Origin of the sequence: Aquibium pacificum, from assembly GCF_040839445.1 — a bacterium.
Classification (GTDB): Bacteria; Pseudomonadota; Alphaproteobacteria; order Rhizobiales; family Rhizobiaceae; genus Aquibium; species Aquibium pacificus.
In genome coordinates this window covers 170,852-186,295 of sequence record NZ_JBDPGJ010000003.1, presented here as the reverse complement: position 1 = coordinate 186,295, position 15,444 = coordinate 170,852, and the positions used below count along the sequence as shown (strand labels likewise).

Here is a 15,444-nt window from a genome sequence, read left to right as displayed (position 1 = left end):
GGCGGCTTGTGTCCGGGCATCCCGCGCGGGCACGCTCGAGGGGAGGTAACTTCGATGGCCAGCGCAGACGCTGGGGCCCGGGCACAGCACTGGATCAAGACCAGAAACTTGACCTACGTGATCCTGGCCCTCTGGGTTCTCTTTGCAATCATCATCCCGTGGGCGGCGGCACCGCTCAACTCGTTCACGTTCCTGGGCTTCCCGTTCGGATACTACATGTCCGTCCAGGGTTCGCTCATCGCGTTCGTCGTGCTGATCTGGGTGCAGAACTGGCGCCAGGACCAGATCGACGACGAGTTCGGCGTCGGCGACTGAGGGGGGCGCGACGATGGCTACCACAACGGCCGGACGGGGCCGCTTCATCGACAATCTGGGCAAGGTCTACGCGCTCTATACGCTCGGCTTCCTTGTCTTCTTCGCCTTCATGGCGGTGCTCGAGCAAATGGGCGTCGGAGCCGAGACGATCGGCATCGGCTTCCTGCTCTTCACGATCGCGATCTACGCGGTCATCGGCTGGCTTTCCAGGACGGCGGAAGTCGACGCCTACTACGTCGCAGGACGCGAGGTGCCGGCGCTCTACAACGGCATGGCAACGGCGGCCGACTGGATGTCGGGCGCATCTTTCGTGGCGCTCGCCGGCGGCGTATATTTCGGCGGATATCCTTACCTCGGCTTCATCGTCGGGTGGACGGGCGGCTACGTGCTCGTGAACTCGCTGATGGCGCCCTATCTGCGCAAGTTCGGCTGCTACACGGTGCCGGACTTCATCGGCACGCGCTATGGCGGCAACACGGCCCGGCTTTGCGCCGTCATCGTGCTCGTCGTGGCGTCCTTCACCTACGTGACGGCGCAGATCAACGCGACCGGAACGATCGCCGCGCAGACGCTCGGCGTCCCGTTCGAGTTCGGCGTCTGGCTCGGGCTGCTCGGCATCTTCATCTGCTCGATGCTCGGCGGCATGCGTGGCGTGACCTGGACCCAGGTTGCGCAATACATCGTGCTGATCATCGCCTACCTGGTGCCGATCATCTGGATGTCGAACAAGCAGGGCTTCGGGATCATCCCGCACTTCTCCTACGGCGACGCCGTCAATCAGATCGCCGCGCTGGAGACCCAGCTCGGTGTCGGGGCGGCCGCCGCACCCGAAGCGATCGCCCAACTGCGAGAGGCCGGCATAACCGGCGTTTCGGTTCTGACGACGCCGCAGAACGCGCCCTCGGGCAAGGGATGGGCGATGGTCTCGCTCGCCATCTGCATGATGGCCGGCACGGCCTCGCTACCGCACATCCTCATGCGCTACTTCACCACGCCATCCGTCCGCTCGGCCCGCCGTTCGGTCGGCTGGTCGCTGCTGTTCATCTTCCTGCTGTACTTCTCGGCACCGGCACTCGCCACGCTGACGAAGCTCCAGCTTCTCGACCCCAGCCTGCCGACGGCAATCATCGGCAGTTCCTACGAGACGGTGATGAATCTCGAGTGGATCCAGCACTGGATGTCGGTCGGAATGCTCGGTGTCGTGGACAGCAACGGCAACGGCCTGGTGGAGATCAACGAGTTCTTCATGCGGCCCGACATCGTCGTGCTGGCAACGCCGGAAATCGCCGGACTGCCATACGTGATTTCGGGTCTCGTCGCGGCGGGCGGTCTGGCCGCCGCGATGTCGACGGCGGACGGGCTGCTGCTCGCCATCGCGAACGCTCTGTCGCATGATCTCTACTACAAGATCATCGACCCGAAGGCGGACACGTCGCGGCGTTTGATCGTCGCCCGCGTGCTCCTGCTGTTCATCGGCGCGGCCGCCGCACTGGTCGCGTCGCTGAAACTGACGGGAATCCTCGGCGCGGTCGCGTGGGCGTTCGACTTCGCCTGCTCCGGCCTCTTCTTCCCGCTGGTGCTGGGCATATGGTGGAAACGGGCCAACACCGCCGGTGCGATCGCCGGCATGGTCGGCGGCTTCGTCGCCGGCTCGTGGTACCTCTACATGGTCTACAACGGGCTCATGGATCCGTGGTGGGGCATCGATCACATCCGCTTCGGCATCATCGGGATGCCGGTCAGCCTCGTGTGCATGGTCGCCGTCAGCCTGCTGACGCCGGCGCCCTCGCGCGAGGTGCAGGACATGGTCGACGAGGTGCGCATACCGAGCGGCAAGACCATCCTTGCAACCGGCCACTGAGCAAGGCTAGAGCGAACGAGAGAGGGCGGGACTTGCTCCCGCCCTTTTCCTTGGGAGGCGTTATTTCTTGGAAGACCTGATCTTCATGCACCCGATCTGGGTGATCGTGGTGGACTACATCCTGGGACTGGTGATGTGGACGCTGATCGGCCGCGCGGCGATGAACCTCTTCCTTCCGGAAGATTCGGACTTCTTCTTCATGCGGTTCTTCGTGCGCGCGACCAACCCGATCCTGCGCGTCTTCCGGCCGCTCACGCCAGGCTTCCTCATCGAACCGCTCGTGCCGCTATTCGTTGCCTGGTTCTTCTTCATGATCAGGTTCTACCTGATGCCGTGGCTGCTCGGTTATTCGGTCATGGGAATGCTGTCGTTCCCGCTCGAGAGCGACATCGCGCAGTTTCTCTACAGCCTGACGCAGAACCGGTAGCGGAACGACGACCAGTGGACGGGCGATGCCGCCCGCCCCGACGGCTCAGCCGGAGGCCGAGCGAACCTCGGCGACGGCTTCGAGCGCCTTGGAAAGGCGGTCGTCGCGCTCATAGATGTCAGAGAAATACTCGACCTTGCCGGCCTGGTCCGGCCATGCGGTGAAGTAGGCGACGTAGACCGGGATCTTGCGGCCCACCTTTTCAGTGGAATGTCCCTGGCTGATCTTCTCCGCAACGTGATCGACGGAGGTGCCGAGGACCGCCGCCGCCATGCCACGCGGATCGTGCAACCTCACGCAGCCATGGCTGAAGGCACGTACGTCCTTGTCGAAGAGGCTCTTGGAAGGCGTGTCGTGCATGTAGATGGCGTGCTTGTTGGGGAACAGGATCTTCAGTTCCCCGAGCGCGTTTGCCTCGCTCGGCGTCTGGCGCACGCTGAAGGGAACCTTGCTACCGTATTGCCACCAGTTGATCGACGAGGAAGCGATGCGTCGGCCCTTGGAGTCCGTCACCTCGTATCCCGAACGGTCGAGGTAGCCGGGGTCTTCCCTCAGACGCGGCAGCATCTCGTTGACGATGATCGACTGCGGCACGCCCCAGTAGGGATTGTAGTCGATCTGCTCGATCTCGTCGAAAAAGAAGCTTGTCTGGTTCGAGACCTTGCCCACGACGACGCGCATCGACAGCTGGTCGACGCCATGGTCGTTGTAGGTCGCGGTGAAAGCCGGCTGGTTGACGAAGACGCGTGGGCTGCCGAGGTCGGATGGATGCCAACGCAACTGCTCGAGCGCGGTCTCTACCTTTTGAATACGGTCGGCCTTCGACATCCCCGCGAACGCCGCGACAGTCCGAGGGCCTATGACGCCGTCGGCACTGAGCCCCTTGGATTTCTGAGCCGCCTTGACCAGCGGCACCAGATCGTCGGCATAGGTGTGGCTATCCACGTTCAGCGCGAGAAGGTCCGCGTATTCGGTGCGGAAAGCGTCGTCGGCCTCGCGGGCGAAGAGCTTCAGCATCTTGGGCAGTTCCGGGCTGCTCCCGCCCGGCTTGAGCAGCAGCCCGGCGTCGACGACGATGTCGTTCTCGGCGCTCGCGCGCAGAACCTCGAGTTCGGCCACCAAGGCCTGGTACCTGTCGTTCTGCGGATGCCGCGACTCCAGATACGAGCGCGCGTCCTGGCTGCGGGAAAGCGTGGCGAGGACGGCGGCGAGGTCAAGCGGCTTCTCCGGGAAGTCATAATAGCCCGAGATGCGGTTCGGATTGACGCGTCCCGCAAAGGCGTCGCGGACGTAGCGGAGCACCCGGGCGGACAGAGCCATCTCGAACCGGATCAGCTCGCGGTTGCGTGCCGGCATGTTCGACAGGTCGAACCCGGCGGGTGGCGGCGTGACCGTGTACTGGGCGGGGTCCAGCCCGTAGGTGCCGGCGGCGCCAAGCACGCGCATGGCTTCCACCGAGCGTGCGTTCGCGTTGTAGCCCGTCACCCAGATGAAATCGGGATGCTCCCCGTAATAGTCCTCGATCGCCTTGGCGATCTCCTTCTCCGCCGCAAGGTCGAACCCCTCGAGCCCGCCTACAGCCTCGCCGAACCCGGAAGCGTTCAGCGTCGGCTCGAAAGAGACGTTCCGCGGCCGTTCGATCAGTTCCCGAAAGGAGACCTTCACGAGCGGGTCGGCCTTGTACTGGTGGTAGGATGGAGCCGAGATTTTCGTGATTGGGGCGGACTTTACCGACGGTCGCGCCGCCGGCCGAACCGCCGGTTGGCGCGTCGAGCGCTGCTCGTAGCGCTGATGACGCCCGCGATAATCCTCGCGCGACTGGCGCTGCTGGATACCGCCCCCGAACAGCATCTGGAATAGATTTTGCGCCTGGGCCGGCTGCTCGGCGTTGCCCAGAAGGGCAGCGACGGCGGCGGGGAGGAGGATGCTGCGGTGGCGTAGCTTCATGATCTGTCCGATTGCACGTTTCGAGCCCCGCCCTTCCTGGACCGAGCGGGTTGCGAAGACCCGTCGGCGACCGGCGTCACCCGAGCCCACTATAGTGAATCATCCCGTGAAGGTTAAGCTTCCATGAAAATACGGCGCCATTGGACGCGGGCGCTTGCGCTCGTGGACTTTTCGCCGCCTGCCGCTACAACAGCGCCGGCGCTTCCGAACAGGAGACCGATCGTGACCGGACAGGCTCTCGCCGAGATTTTCCCGCTATCCGCCGACGCGACCCCCTACCGGCAACTTGCCTCGGACCATGTCGGAACGGAGAGCTTCCGCGGTCAGGATGTGCTGGTCGTCGAAAAGGAGGCGTTGCGGCTCCTCTCGGAGGCGGCCTTTACCGACATCAACCACCTGCTTCGGCCCGGACATCTCAGGCAGCTCGCGAGCATCCTCCAAGACCCCGAAGCGACCGACAACGATCGCTTCGTCGCCTACGATCTCCTGAAGAATGCCAACATCGCGGCCGGCGGTATCCTTCCGATGTGCCAGGACACGGGTACGGCGATCATCATGGGCAAGAAGGGCCGCAGGGTCTGGACCGAAGGCGGCGACGCGGAGGCGCTCGGCCAGGGCGTCCTCGACGCCTACGAGCGCAAGAACCTGCGCTACTCGCAGCTGGCGCCGCTGTCGATGTTCGAGGAGAAGAACACCCGCAACAATCTGCCGGCGCAGATCGACATCTTCGAGGAAGGCGATGACGCCTACAAGTTCCTGTTCGTGGCCAAGGGCGGCGGTTCGGCCAACAAGACCTTCCTCTACCAGGGCACGCCGTCATTGATGACGCACGACCGGATGATCGATTTCCTGAAGGAGAAGATCCTGACGCTCGGCACGGCGGCCTGTCCGCCCTATCACCTCGCGATCGTGATCGGCGGGATGTCGGCCGAGATGAACCTAAAGACCGTCAAGCTCGCCTCGACGCGCTATCTCGATGGCCTGCCGACGCAGGGCAGCGAGGCCGGGCACGCGTTTCGCGACCTCGCGATGGAAGCGGAAGTGCATCGGCTGACGCAGCAGATGGGGGTCGGAGCGCAGTTCGGCGGCAAGTATTTCTGCCACGACGTGCGCGTCATCCGCCTGCCGCGCCACGGCGCCTCGGTTCCGATCGGGCTCGGCGTCTCCTGCTCGGCGGACCGGCAGGCGCTCGGCAAGATCACGAAGGACGGCGTGTTCCTTGAGGAACTGGAGACCAATCCGGCGCGCTACATGCCCGACATCGACGAGGCGCGGCTCGGATCGGGCGTCGTCGAGGTGGACCTGAACAGGCCGATGGCCGAGATCCTGAAGATCCTGTCGGAGCACCCGGTGAAGACGCGGCTTTCCCTCACCGGGACGATCGTGGTCGCCCGCGACATCGCGCATGCAAAGATCCGCGAGCGGCTCGAACGCGGCGAGGAGATGCCGGCCTACATGAAGGACCATCCGGTCTACTACGCAGGCCCCGCCAAGACGCCCGCCGGCTACGCCTCGGGATCGTTTGGCCCGACGACCGCGGGGCGGATGGACGCCTATGTCGACCAGTTCCAGTCGTTCGGCGGGTCGATGGTGATGCTGGCCAAGGGCAACCGGTCGCGACAGGTGCGCGAGGCCTGCGCCCGGCACGGCGGTTTCTATCTGGGCTCGATCGGAGGACCGGCGGCGCGGCTGGCCCAGGACTGCATCCGCAAGGTCGAGGTGCTGGAGTATCCCGAACTGGGGATGGAGGCCGTGTGGCGGATCGAGGTCGAGGATTTTCCCGCCTTCATCGTCATCGACAACAAGGGCAACGACTTCTTCAAGGAATTCGATCTCGGCTGACGGTCCGTTCGCCGCGACGCACGCTCACGCAACGTTGATGATCCTTCGCGGCGTTGGCCGGAGTCCCAGGTTGACTGACCGCGACATGGCCGCATGATGACAGGCGGAGTGGACGGACCCCCGTCCAATCGAGAGGAAAAGACGGAATGACGGGACTTTCTTCGCGTATTCTCCTGACCGTAGTGGCGGCCCTTTTCCTGTGCGCGCCGGGGCCGGGCTTCGGTACGACCGGCACGGCGCAGGCCGAGAACGCCTTCGCACGCTTCCTCCGCGGCGGTCAGCCGAGGGCGGAACACAGCCGCTATCGTTCGTCCGACAAGTCTCCGATTCCCCGCCAGGTGGTGCGCTATGACGGGCGATACGGCAAGGACACGATCATCGTCGATACGGCGGAGCGGCGGCTCTACTACACGCTGGGCAACGGCCGGGCGATCAAGTACGGCGTCGGCGTCGGCCGCGAGGGCTTCACCTGGGCCGGTACGGACCGGATATCCCGCAAGGCCGAATGGCCGGGCTGGACCCCTCCCCCGCAGATGATCCGCCGCGAGGCCGCCAAAGGCCGCAAGCTACCCGCCTACATGCCCGGCGGCCCACAGAATCCGCTCGGTGCCCGCGCGCTCTATATCGGCGGATCGCTCTACCGTATCCATGGCACCAACCAGCCCTGGACGATCGGGCAGGCAATGTCTTCCGGCTGCATCCGCATGGCGAACGAGGACGTCATTCACCTGTACGAGCAGGTCGGCGTCGGCACCAAGGTGGTGGTGATCCGCTGAGGCGGACCCCAGGGAGGAAGAACGGGTGGCGAGGAAGAACCTGCAAACCATGCTCGACGAGGCGAACGCCGAGGTCGAGGCATGGTCGCCGCATGCCGCGTCCGAAAGGCTCGGGCGCGACGACACGCTGCTTGTCGATCTGCGCGACCCGCGGGAACTCGACCGCGAAGGACGGATCGCCGGGGCATTTCATTGTCCGCGCGGAATGCTCGAATTCTGGATCGATCCCGACAGCCCCTATCACAAGGACATCTTCTCCTCGGGCAAGCAGTTCGTCTTCTTCTGCGCCGGCGGATTGCGTTCCGCGCTCGCGGCCAAGACCGCGCAGGATCTTGGGCTCGAGCGGGTGAGCCACATCGAGGGCGGCTTTTCCGCCTGGAAGGAAGCGGGCCTGCCCCACGCGCCGGGCAAGCCCAGGAGCTGAGCCGTCAGTGGGCCAACGCCGCGTGCTGCCAGCCCGCGACGAAGGACGTCAGCTCGGCGAGCACGCCCGGGCCGGCGACGATGCGGCGGTGACCCAGGCCCGGCGCCCACACAAGGCGCACGTGGCGGCCGGCGCCCGCATAGGCTTTCGCATTCTCGGCCGGCACCTCCTTGTCGTCCGGCGCGTGAATGACGAGCGTGGGGATATCCACTTGCGCCAGCTGGTTGGCGCCGACGAAATCGTCCAGCGGATGGCCGGAGACCCGCTCGACATGGCCGACAAGCGCCGTCTGCGTGCGCGTGCCGAGGTCCATCATGCGGCCGAAATCGGCGAAATAGGCCGGCATGGAGTTGGGCGCGGAGATGAGCACGAGGCGTTCGGCCGCGATCGCCGCGATACCCCGGATGGAGCCGACGATCGCATTGACGGCAACCGCGCCGCCGAAGGAGTGGCCGACGACCGCGTCGAACGGGCCGAACCATCCGGCGGCCGTGGCGGCGGCTTCGACGGCATTGGCCATGTTGAGCCGGCGGCCGGAGGACTTGCCGTGGCCGGGAAGATCGATGGCGATCACGCGGGCGCCCGACCGGCGAAGCGCATCGATCAATGCCGTCATGTGATCGGTTCGCGAATGCCAGCCATGGATGACGAGGACGGTGCGCCGACGCTCGACCTCCTGGGGAGGACGGAAGTCATGCGCCATGACCCAGCCGGAGCCGGCGGTCAGGCGATGCTGCCGCGCCGCGGCCATGAAGGGCGCCGCCTGCTCAAGCGCACGCCTTTCCTTCTCCGGGACGCGATCGGGATGCGGGGTACGGCAGAACAGCTCGAAGGCGGCTCTTCCGGCGATTTCGGGGACGATGTGGTCTGCTACTCGGAACGCGGAACGGATGACAGTCAGCGGAAATGATGCCATGGTGGGAATCCGTCAATTAGTTCAAGCGTGAACAATATTAGTTCAAGGATGAACAAAAAGCAAGACCTTCCCTGGGACAATCCGCGATTCCGGAACTGGATCGCTGTCGTGCGCGCCGAAAAGGCGGTCGTACGGGCGCTGACCAAGGCGCTGGCACCCTTCGACCTGAAGCTGGCGCAGCTCGACATGCTGATGAACCTGTTCCGGCATCCTGGAATGTCGCAGCACGACCTCGCCCGCAAACTGCTCGTCGGCCGGTCCAACATCACCATGCTTCTTCCGCAGCTGGAGAAGCAGGGACTGCTGCGGCGCGAGAGCGATGCCTCCGACAAGCGCGTCATGCGCCTCTTCCTGACGCCGGAGGGCGAAGCCCTGCTGATGCAGGCGCTGGAGGTCTATACGGGGATCATCGACAAGGTGATGTCGCAGTCCAGCCCGCGGGAGTGCGACATCGTCGGCGAGCAGATGCGCCGCATCGAGGAGATGCTGGCCGACGAATAAGCGGCTCGGCCGCCAGGGGGAACGACGAGTTCAGCGGATGACGAGGACCGAGCAGCGCGCATGGCGCACCACACGCCCGGCCGTCGAGCCGATCAGGTAGTCCTGGAATCCGGGCCGGTGCGACGCGATGATGATGACATCCGAGCCATGCTCCTCCGCCGCTGCGAGTATCGTCGATGCCGGATGGCCGATCCGGACATCGACGGTCGCCGCGATACCCTCCCGCCCGGCCAGTTCCTCGAGCCTGCGCACGGCTTCCTCCCTCGAACTCTCCATGAGGCCGCGCGGAAGCTCGGCCGCAACGTAGGCCGGAACCTCCTCGACGACGTTGACGAGCACGATGGCGGCGCCCGCGTCGGCCAGCTGGCGCGCGGCGTCGAGCATGAGTTTTGCCTTGCCCGCTTCGCCGAGGTGGATCGGAACGAGAATCTTCGAATACATGGGCAGCCCCTCCGCAACCGGAACCGGTTTGACGGCTCAGGATGGTCCGGCACGGGGGCAACTGCATTGCGATGGATCAATCGGAACGCCGCGAGACAAGCAGCGCAGCGTTCTCAGCGGGCGCGGAGCGGGTGTTGGCCCAGAAACCCCAGGACCCGCTTCTTGAAGGTGCGGTCGCCGACGGAGAGCATGTGGTCCCTGCCCTCGATCGCGAAGACTTCCGCCTGCGGCATCAGGGCGGCGAGACGATCCGGCGACCCGGCGATGTCGTCGATGGTGCCGACCGCGATCAGGGTCGGCTGGGAGATGCGCGCGGCATCCGCCTCGCTGACGAGTTCGCGCGATGTCGCGATGCAGGCAGCGAGCGCGCGACGGTCGCTCTTCGTCTGATCCGCGAAGGCGCGGAACATGCGGCCGCGGGGATGGTCGATGGCGGCAGGATCTTCGGCGAGCAGCGCGCCTGCGATGGCGTCCCATTCGCCGACTCCCTCCACCATGCCGATCCCGAGACCGCCGAACACGATCGTGGCGACCTTTGCAGGGTGCTCCAGCGCGGTGAACGCGCAGACGCGCGCGCCCATGGAATAGCCCATCAGATGGGCGCGCTCGATACCGAGATGATCCAAGAGGGCAGCCGCGTCGGCCGCCATGCGCGACGGCCGGTAGTCCTCCGGATCATAGCTCTTCGAGGAGTTGCCGTGACCCCGGTTGTCGATGGCGATGACGCGGTATCCCGCCTCGGTCAGCGTCTTCACCCAGCCGGGGCCGATCCAGTTCACCTTCACGCTCGAGGCGAAGCCGTGGATCAGCAGGACCGGATCGCCCTCCCCTTCGTCGATGAAGGCAAGGTCGAACCCTTCGTGCGAGAAAGTTGGCATCCGCTCCGCGTCCCGCCGTCTCAGTTGCCGCCGGCGGCCTGGATGACGGGATGGGTGAGCCTGTCTCCCACCTCGATGCCCTGCGCTTCCGCCGTACCGGCGTTCAGTTCCAGCACGAACCGCCCGGGCTCGTCGGGACCCGGCGAGATCGTGTCAGTCGAGTACGGCTCGCCCTGGAGGATGGCGCGCACCTCGCCGTCTTCCGAAATGAACAGCAGATCGAGCGGCAGGATCGTGTTCATCATCCAGAAGCCGAGCGGCTGCGTCTGTTCGAAGACGAAGAGCATGCCCTGGCTCTCTGGCAGCCGCTCGCGAAACATCAGGCCCCGGCGACGCTCTTCGGGTTCGTCGGCGATCTCGACGGCGAAGCTCTTCGCACCCGCGTCGGTCTCTACGACGAGCGGCGCCGGATCGACCGGCAGGATCATCGGACTTCCGCTTTCCTGCGCAGACACGCGGGCAACGGAAAGAACGACGAGCGCGGTGAAAATGACGAGGGCTGGCATCCGTGCCAGCCCGGCAAAGCGTCGCATGATGTCTGATCCCGTCAGTTGGAGAACGGCAGGGTCCCAACATCGGGATGAATTTCGGCAGCCATAAGGCCCTTCTCGCCGCGGCCGAAGCGAACCAGCACGACCTGTCCAGGCCTAAGCTCGGCGATGCCGAACTGCCGCAGCGTCTCCATGTGAACGAAGATGTCTTCCGTCCCCTCGCCGCGCGTCAGGAAGCCGAAGCCCTTCGTGCGGTTGAACCATTTCACGAGCGCCCGCTCCAGACCGCTTTCGGGCGTGACGGTGACATGCGTACGCTGGGCGGGCTGTTCCTTGGGGTGAACCGCCGTGCTCATGTCCATCGACAGGACCTTGAAGCACTGGAAACCGCGATCGCCGCGCCGGATCAGGCAGACGATTCGTGCCCCTTCCATGGCGGTCTGGAAACCATCGCGCCGCAGGCATGTGACGTGAAGCAGGATGTCGCCGAAGTGCGGCTCGTCGGGAAGGATGAAGCCGTATCCCTTGGCGACGTCGAACCACTTGATCGCGCCGGCTATTTCGGTCAGATCCTCGGACGGGCCACTGTCGGCATTCAAGGCCGCGGCCCTGAACAATTCCCGTCCCTCCGCAGAGGAATTATCCCCCATCCGAACGCACCTTCCAATCGGCCACTCTACTGATTCCCGATTTCAGGATAACACCGTGGTCGCCCCTGTCAGCAGGCGCTAAGCATTTTTTTCAAGTTTTACGCAGTCCGATTCAAGCCCCGCACAAGCTTCGGCAAGCTTAACCGGCTGAATGTTGCCTCGACGGCCTGCCTGCGGCATATGCGAGGGGGCGGCCGCCGCCGAAAAATGATCAGGAAAGTACCAAATGCGCTATCTGCACACCATGGTCCGCGTCGCCGACGTCGAGGCCTCGCTGGATTTCTATTGCAACAAGCTCGGGCTCGAGGAGGTCCGCCGGATCGATAACGAGAAGGGGCGCTTCACGCTGATCTTCCTCGCCGCGCCGAAGGACAAGGCGACCTCCGCGGCGTCACGGGCACCCGAACTCGAACTCACTTTCAACTGGGATCCCGAGGAGTACAAGGGCGGGCGCAATTTCGGCCACCTCGCCTACAAGGTCGACAACATATACGAGACCTGCCAGCGGCTCATGGACATGGGCGTAACCATCAACCGGCCGCCGCGCGACGGCAACATGGCCTTCGTGAAATCGCCGGACGGCATCTCCATCGAACTTCTCCAGGAGGGCGAAGCCTTGGCGCCGCAGGAGCCCTGGGTTTCCATGCAGAACACCGGCAGCTGGTAGCACGCTTCGAGATCGGCCGCGCCGAAAGGCGCGGCAGACCGGCGTTGCGCTTGCACTCCGATTGCGCCGTGCTAACACGGTCGCCGACGAAATGGATGGTTCTGGGGGGTCGAGATTCATGAAGGAAGTCCTGGTCGAGCTGGAGCGCAGGCGCGAGGTCGCCCGCCAGGGCGGCGGCGCCGAGCGCATCGCCGCGCAACACAAGCGCGGCAAGCTCACGGCACGCGAGCGCATCGGCGTCTTTCTCGACGAGGGCTCCTTCGAGGAGTTCGACATGTTCGTCGAGCACCGTTCCACCGACTTCGGCATGGAGAAGACGAAATTCGCCGGCGACGGCGTGGTGACCGGCTGGGGCACGGTGAACGGACGCACCGTCTTCATCTTCGCCAAGGACTTCACCGTGTTCGGCGGATCGCTGTCGGAGGCGCATGCCGAGAAGGTGGTGAAGGTGCAGGAGATGGCGCTCCGCAACCGCGCGCCGATCATCGGCATCTACGACGCGGGCGGCGCGCGCATCCAGGAGGGTGTAGCCGCGCTCGGCGGTTACGCCGAAATCTTCCAGCGCAACGTGCTGGCGTCGGGCGTCATCCCGCAGATCTCGGTGATCATGGGACCGTGCGCGGGCGGCGACGTCTATTCCCCGGCCATGACCGACTTCATCTTCATGGTGCGCGACACGTCCTACATGTTCGTGACCGGGCCGGACGTGGTGAAGACGGTCACCAACGAGACCGTGACGGCCGAGCAGCTCGGCGGCGCCTCGATCCACACGACCAAATCCTCCATCGCCGATGGCGCCTACGACAACGACGTCGAGGCGCTTCTGCAGATGCGGCGCCTGATCGACCTCCTGCCGGCGTCCAATACGGCGCCCCTGCCGGAGATCGAGTGTTTCCAGCCCGTCGACGAGATCGACATGGGGCTCGACCGGCTGGTGCCGGACAATGCCAACAAGCCCTACGACATCAAGGAACTGATCCTGAAGACCTGCGACGAGGGCGACTTCTTCGAGATCCAGGCGGCGTTCGCGAAGAACATCGTCACCGGCTTCGGTCGCGTCGAGGGACGCACGGTGGGCTTCGTGGCGAACCAGCCGATGGTGCTGGCCGGCGTGCTCGATTCCGATGCAAGCCGCAAGGCGGCGCGCTTCGTGCGCTTCTGCGACTGCTTCAACATTCCGATCGTCACCTTCGTGGACGTGCCCGGCTTCCTGCCCGGCACGAGCCAGGAGTATGGCGGGCTGATCAAGCATGGCGCCAAGCTGCTCTTCGCCTATGCCGAGGCGACCGTGCCGAAGATCACGATCATCACCCGCAAGGCCTATGGCGGCGCCTACGACGTCATGGCGTCGAAGCACCTGCGCGGCGACCTGAACTACGCCTGGCCGTCGGCCCAGATCGCCGTCATGGGCGCCAAGGGCGCGGTCGAGATCATCTATCGCAAGGACATCGCCGACCCGGAGAAGATCGCCGCCCACACGAAGGCCTACGAGGACCGCTTCCTGTCGCCCTTCGTGGCGGCCGAGCGCGGCTATGTCGACGAGGTCATCATGCCCCATTCCACCCGCCGTCGCGTGGCGCGCGGCTTGCGGATGCTGCGCAACAAGGACCTCGAGAACCCCTGGAAGAAGCACGACAACATTCCGTTGTGAGGCAATGGATACGGGCGGCCACATCGACGAGACGGATGCAGCACATATCTTCCGTCAGGCCGCCGGCCACGTACCCGACACGCCTGCAAATCGCGAACTCCTACTGTCCACTCTTGCGCTTCCCAACTTCCTCGGTCAGGACCGGTTTGGAAATTCGTGGTATGCTCGCGCCCTAAGCGATGGGCGGCAGGTGTGGGTGCAAAGTCGCGGGAACCGGATCAGGAACGGCGGAGTGAACGATGCTCCAAGAACGTTCAATGCGCTGACCGGCCTCTCGAAACCGGAGTGATCGAATGCCCGAGAAAGAGAAGAAGATACTGGCGGAGCGGCAGGCATACGAGGCCATGCTGAAGTTTCTCGAGCGGCAATATGCACGGACCGCTTCCGACGACATCGGCGTGCTTCTCGGTAGCGCCTCCCTGCTCGAGGACGGTTCGCCCGCCGACCCGGCGCTAGCAGACGAATGGCACGAATGCGTCGAAACGGTGCTCGAAGCCGGGAAGGACAAGATCGCGGCGGAATAGATATTTTCGTCCGAGAGGGCGAAATAAGGGAATTCTCGCTCCTCTCGTTCGGCTGCCCGCAGCCGTCTTGTTTCCTTTCTACAAAGCGATCACAGTTCCCTCCCGAGGACGTATCAACATTCACGGGAGCACGCGATGAGGAACTGGAGCATGGCCGTCGCCGTGGCGGTGGTGATCGGGGCTGCGCAGGGTGCGGCGGCAGCAGACATCAAGGTCATCAACGAAAAGGCGGCGTTTCCCGAGGGGCCGGCCTCCATCGACGGCAAGCTGCATTACGTGGAGTATGGCGGCAATACGATCCTGGTCTGGGACGGGCAGACGAACAAGGAGCTGTGGAAGAGCGAGGGATGCGGGCCTTCCGCGGTGCTGCCGCTCGGCGACGGCGATCTGGTCGTGACGTGCTACGACAACGGCACCATCGCCCGCGTTTCGCGCGACGGCAAGACGGTCGCCACCTATGACAAGGACGATGCCGGGAATGCGCTCCTCGGACCGAACGATCTAACATCGGACGGCAAGGACGGAGCCTGGTTCACCGCTTCGGGACCCTGGGAATCGGCGCCGATCGTGGGAAAAATCTACCACCTGTCCGCCGACGGGACGATCCGCATGGCGGCCGACGATCTCCACTATGCCAATGGCATCGCCATGTCGCCGGACGGCAACCGTCTTTACGTCAACGAATCGGAGGCCGGCCGTGTCATCTCCTTCGCGGTCGGCGAAGACGGCTCCCTGTCGGACCGCCGCCTCTTCGTGCGCGTCGGCGCGGTCGACGAGGCGTCGGGAGCAAGCGCCTACCCGGACGGCATCAAGATCGGGCCAGACGGCAATTTCTGGATCGGCCAGTATTCGAGCGGCCGCATTGTCGTGGTGGATGCCGAAGGTGCCTTCGTGAAGGCCATCGACGTCCCCTCCCCGACGGCGCCGAACCTCGCCTTCGCGCCTGACGGGAAGGCGATCTTCGTCATGTCGGTCGACGATACGTCCAACGCGCCTTATTGGGGGAAGGTCTACGAGGTCCCGCTGCAGTAGGGGATCATACGCGGATTCTGGCGATCACCCGACCGAGACGGGCGAAATCCGGTGTTTCTCGCCGCGTCTGTGAGCCGCAACACAGACGCCGGAGCCTTCTT

The 15,444-nt window shown here is 64.7% G+C and carries 17 protein-coding genes; 11 read left to right on the top strand and 6 right to left on the bottom strand.

The window, feature by feature from the left end:
* Positions 1 to 54 precede the first annotated feature (54 nt).
* From ABGN05_RS13380 to ABGN05_RS13370, 3 genes are all read left to right on the top strand, one after another.
* The gene (locus tag ABGN05_RS13380; protein WP_367954551.1) at positions 55 to 315 is read left to right on the top strand and encodes a DUF4212 domain-containing protein; all 261 of its coding nucleotides are present in this window, start codon (positions 55 to 57) and stop codon (positions 313 to 315) included.
* Between the two features lie 13 nt (positions 316 to 328).
* On the top strand, positions 329 to 2,176 hold the full coding sequence (locus tag ABGN05_RS13375) for a sodium:solute symporter family protein (protein WP_367954550.1): 1,848 nt from the start codon (positions 329 to 331) through the stop codon (positions 2,174 to 2,176).
* Positions 2,177 to 2,243: 67 nt separating this feature from the next.
* Positions 2,244 to 2,603, top strand: coding sequence for a YggT family protein (locus ABGN05_RS13370; protein ID WP_367954549.1), 360 nt, complete (start codon positions 2,244 to 2,246; stop codon positions 2,601 to 2,603).
* Positions 2,604 to 2,648: 45 nt separating this feature from the next.
* Here the strand turns inward: ABGN05_RS13370 and ABGN05_RS13365 are convergent, their stop codons facing one another.
* Positions 2,649 to 4,550, bottom strand: coding sequence for a L,D-transpeptidase family protein (locus ABGN05_RS13365; protein ID WP_367954548.1), 1,902 nt, complete (start codon positions 4,548 to 4,550; stop codon positions 2,649 to 2,651).
* Between the two features lie 222 nt (positions 4,551 to 4,772).
* Between ABGN05_RS13365 and ABGN05_RS13360 the strand changes: the two genes are divergently transcribed.
* From ABGN05_RS13360 to ABGN05_RS13350, 3 genes are all read left to right on the top strand, one after another.
* Complete coding sequence (locus tag ABGN05_RS13360; RefSeq protein ID WP_367954547.1) at positions 4,773 to 6,392, top strand: fumarate hydratase; 1,620 nt, start codon at positions 4,773 to 4,775, stop codon at positions 6,390 to 6,392.
* A gap of 146 nt (positions 6,393 to 6,538) precedes the next feature.
* On the top strand, positions 6,539 to 7,168 hold the full coding sequence (locus tag ABGN05_RS13355) for a L,D-transpeptidase (protein ID WP_367954546.1): 630 nt from the start codon (positions 6,539 to 6,541) through the stop codon (positions 7,166 to 7,168).
* Between the two features lie 49 nt (positions 7,169 to 7,217).
* Entirely contained in the window at positions 7,218 to 7,592 is a 375-nt protein-coding gene (locus tag ABGN05_RS13350) for a rhodanese-like domain-containing protein (RefSeq protein WP_367955128.1), read from the top strand.
* 4 nt (positions 7,593 to 7,596) lie between these two features.
* On the opposite strand, the gene ABGN05_RS13345 is transcribed toward ABGN05_RS13350, so the two are convergent.
* The gene (locus ABGN05_RS13345; RefSeq protein WP_367954545.1) at positions 7,597 to 8,508 is read right to left on the bottom strand and encodes an alpha/beta hydrolase; all 912 of its coding nucleotides are present in this window, start codon (positions 8,506 to 8,508) and stop codon (positions 7,597 to 7,599) included.
* Positions 8,509 to 8,556: 48 nt separating this feature from the next.
* Between ABGN05_RS13345 and ABGN05_RS13340 the strand changes: the two genes are divergently transcribed.
* The gene (locus tag ABGN05_RS13340; protein ID WP_367954544.1) at positions 8,557 to 9,009 is read left to right on the top strand and encodes a MarR family winged helix-turn-helix transcriptional regulator; all 453 of its coding nucleotides are present in this window, start codon (positions 8,557 to 8,559) and stop codon (positions 9,007 to 9,009) included.
* Between the two features lie 30 nt (positions 9,010 to 9,039).
* Here ABGN05_RS13340 and ABGN05_RS13335 read toward each other — a convergent pair whose 3' ends face one another.
* The 4 genes from ABGN05_RS13335 to ABGN05_RS13320 form a co-directional block, all read right to left on the bottom strand.
* Positions 9,040 to 9,450 carry a universal stress protein gene (locus ABGN05_RS13335; RefSeq protein ID WP_367954543.1) on the bottom strand — a complete coding sequence of 137 codons (411 nt, stop codon included), beginning with the start codon at positions 9,448 to 9,450 and terminating at the stop codon, positions 9,040 to 9,042.
* Between the two features lie 113 nt (positions 9,451 to 9,563).
* Complete coding sequence (locus tag ABGN05_RS13330; protein WP_367954542.1) at positions 9,564 to 10,328, bottom strand: alpha/beta fold hydrolase; 765 nt, start codon at positions 10,326 to 10,328, stop codon at positions 9,564 to 9,566.
* 20 nt (positions 10,329 to 10,348) lie between these two features.
* Positions 10,349 to 10,861, bottom strand: a complete 513-nt coding sequence (locus ABGN05_RS13325; protein ID WP_367954541.1) for a DUF192 domain-containing protein — start codon at positions 10,859 to 10,861, stop codon at positions 10,349 to 10,351.
* A 14-nt stretch (positions 10,862 to 10,875) separates the two neighbouring features.
* A complete protein-coding gene (locus ABGN05_RS13320; protein ID WP_367954540.1) occupies positions 10,876 to 11,469 on the bottom strand; it encodes a cold-shock protein in 594 nt (197 codons plus the stop codon).
* 226 nt (positions 11,470 to 11,695) lie between these two features.
* On the opposite strand from ABGN05_RS13320, the gene ABGN05_RS13315 reads away from it, so the two are divergent.
* From ABGN05_RS13315 to ABGN05_RS13300, 4 genes are all read left to right on the top strand, one after another.
* Entirely contained in the window at positions 11,696 to 12,136 is a 441-nt protein-coding gene (locus ABGN05_RS13315; protein ID WP_367954539.1) for a VOC family protein, read from the top strand.
* 118 nt (positions 12,137 to 12,254) lie between these two features.
* Positions 12,255 to 13,787 carry an acyl-CoA carboxylase subunit beta gene (locus ABGN05_RS13310; protein ID WP_367954538.1) on the top strand — a complete coding sequence of 511 codons (1,533 nt, stop codon included), beginning with the start codon at positions 12,255 to 12,257 and terminating at the stop codon, positions 13,785 to 13,787.
* A 293-nt stretch (positions 13,788 to 14,080) separates the two neighbouring features.
* The gene (locus tag ABGN05_RS13305; protein ID WP_367954537.1) at positions 14,081 to 14,311 is read left to right on the top strand and encodes a hypothetical protein; all 231 of its coding nucleotides are present in this window, start codon (positions 14,081 to 14,083) and stop codon (positions 14,309 to 14,311) included.
* Positions 14,312 to 14,446: 135 nt separating this feature from the next.
* The gene (locus ABGN05_RS13300; RefSeq protein WP_367954536.1) at positions 14,447 to 15,343 is read left to right on the top strand and encodes an SMP-30/gluconolactonase/LRE family protein; all 897 of its coding nucleotides are present in this window, start codon (positions 14,447 to 14,449) and stop codon (positions 15,341 to 15,343) included.
* Positions 15,344 to 15,444 lie beyond the last annotated feature (101 nt).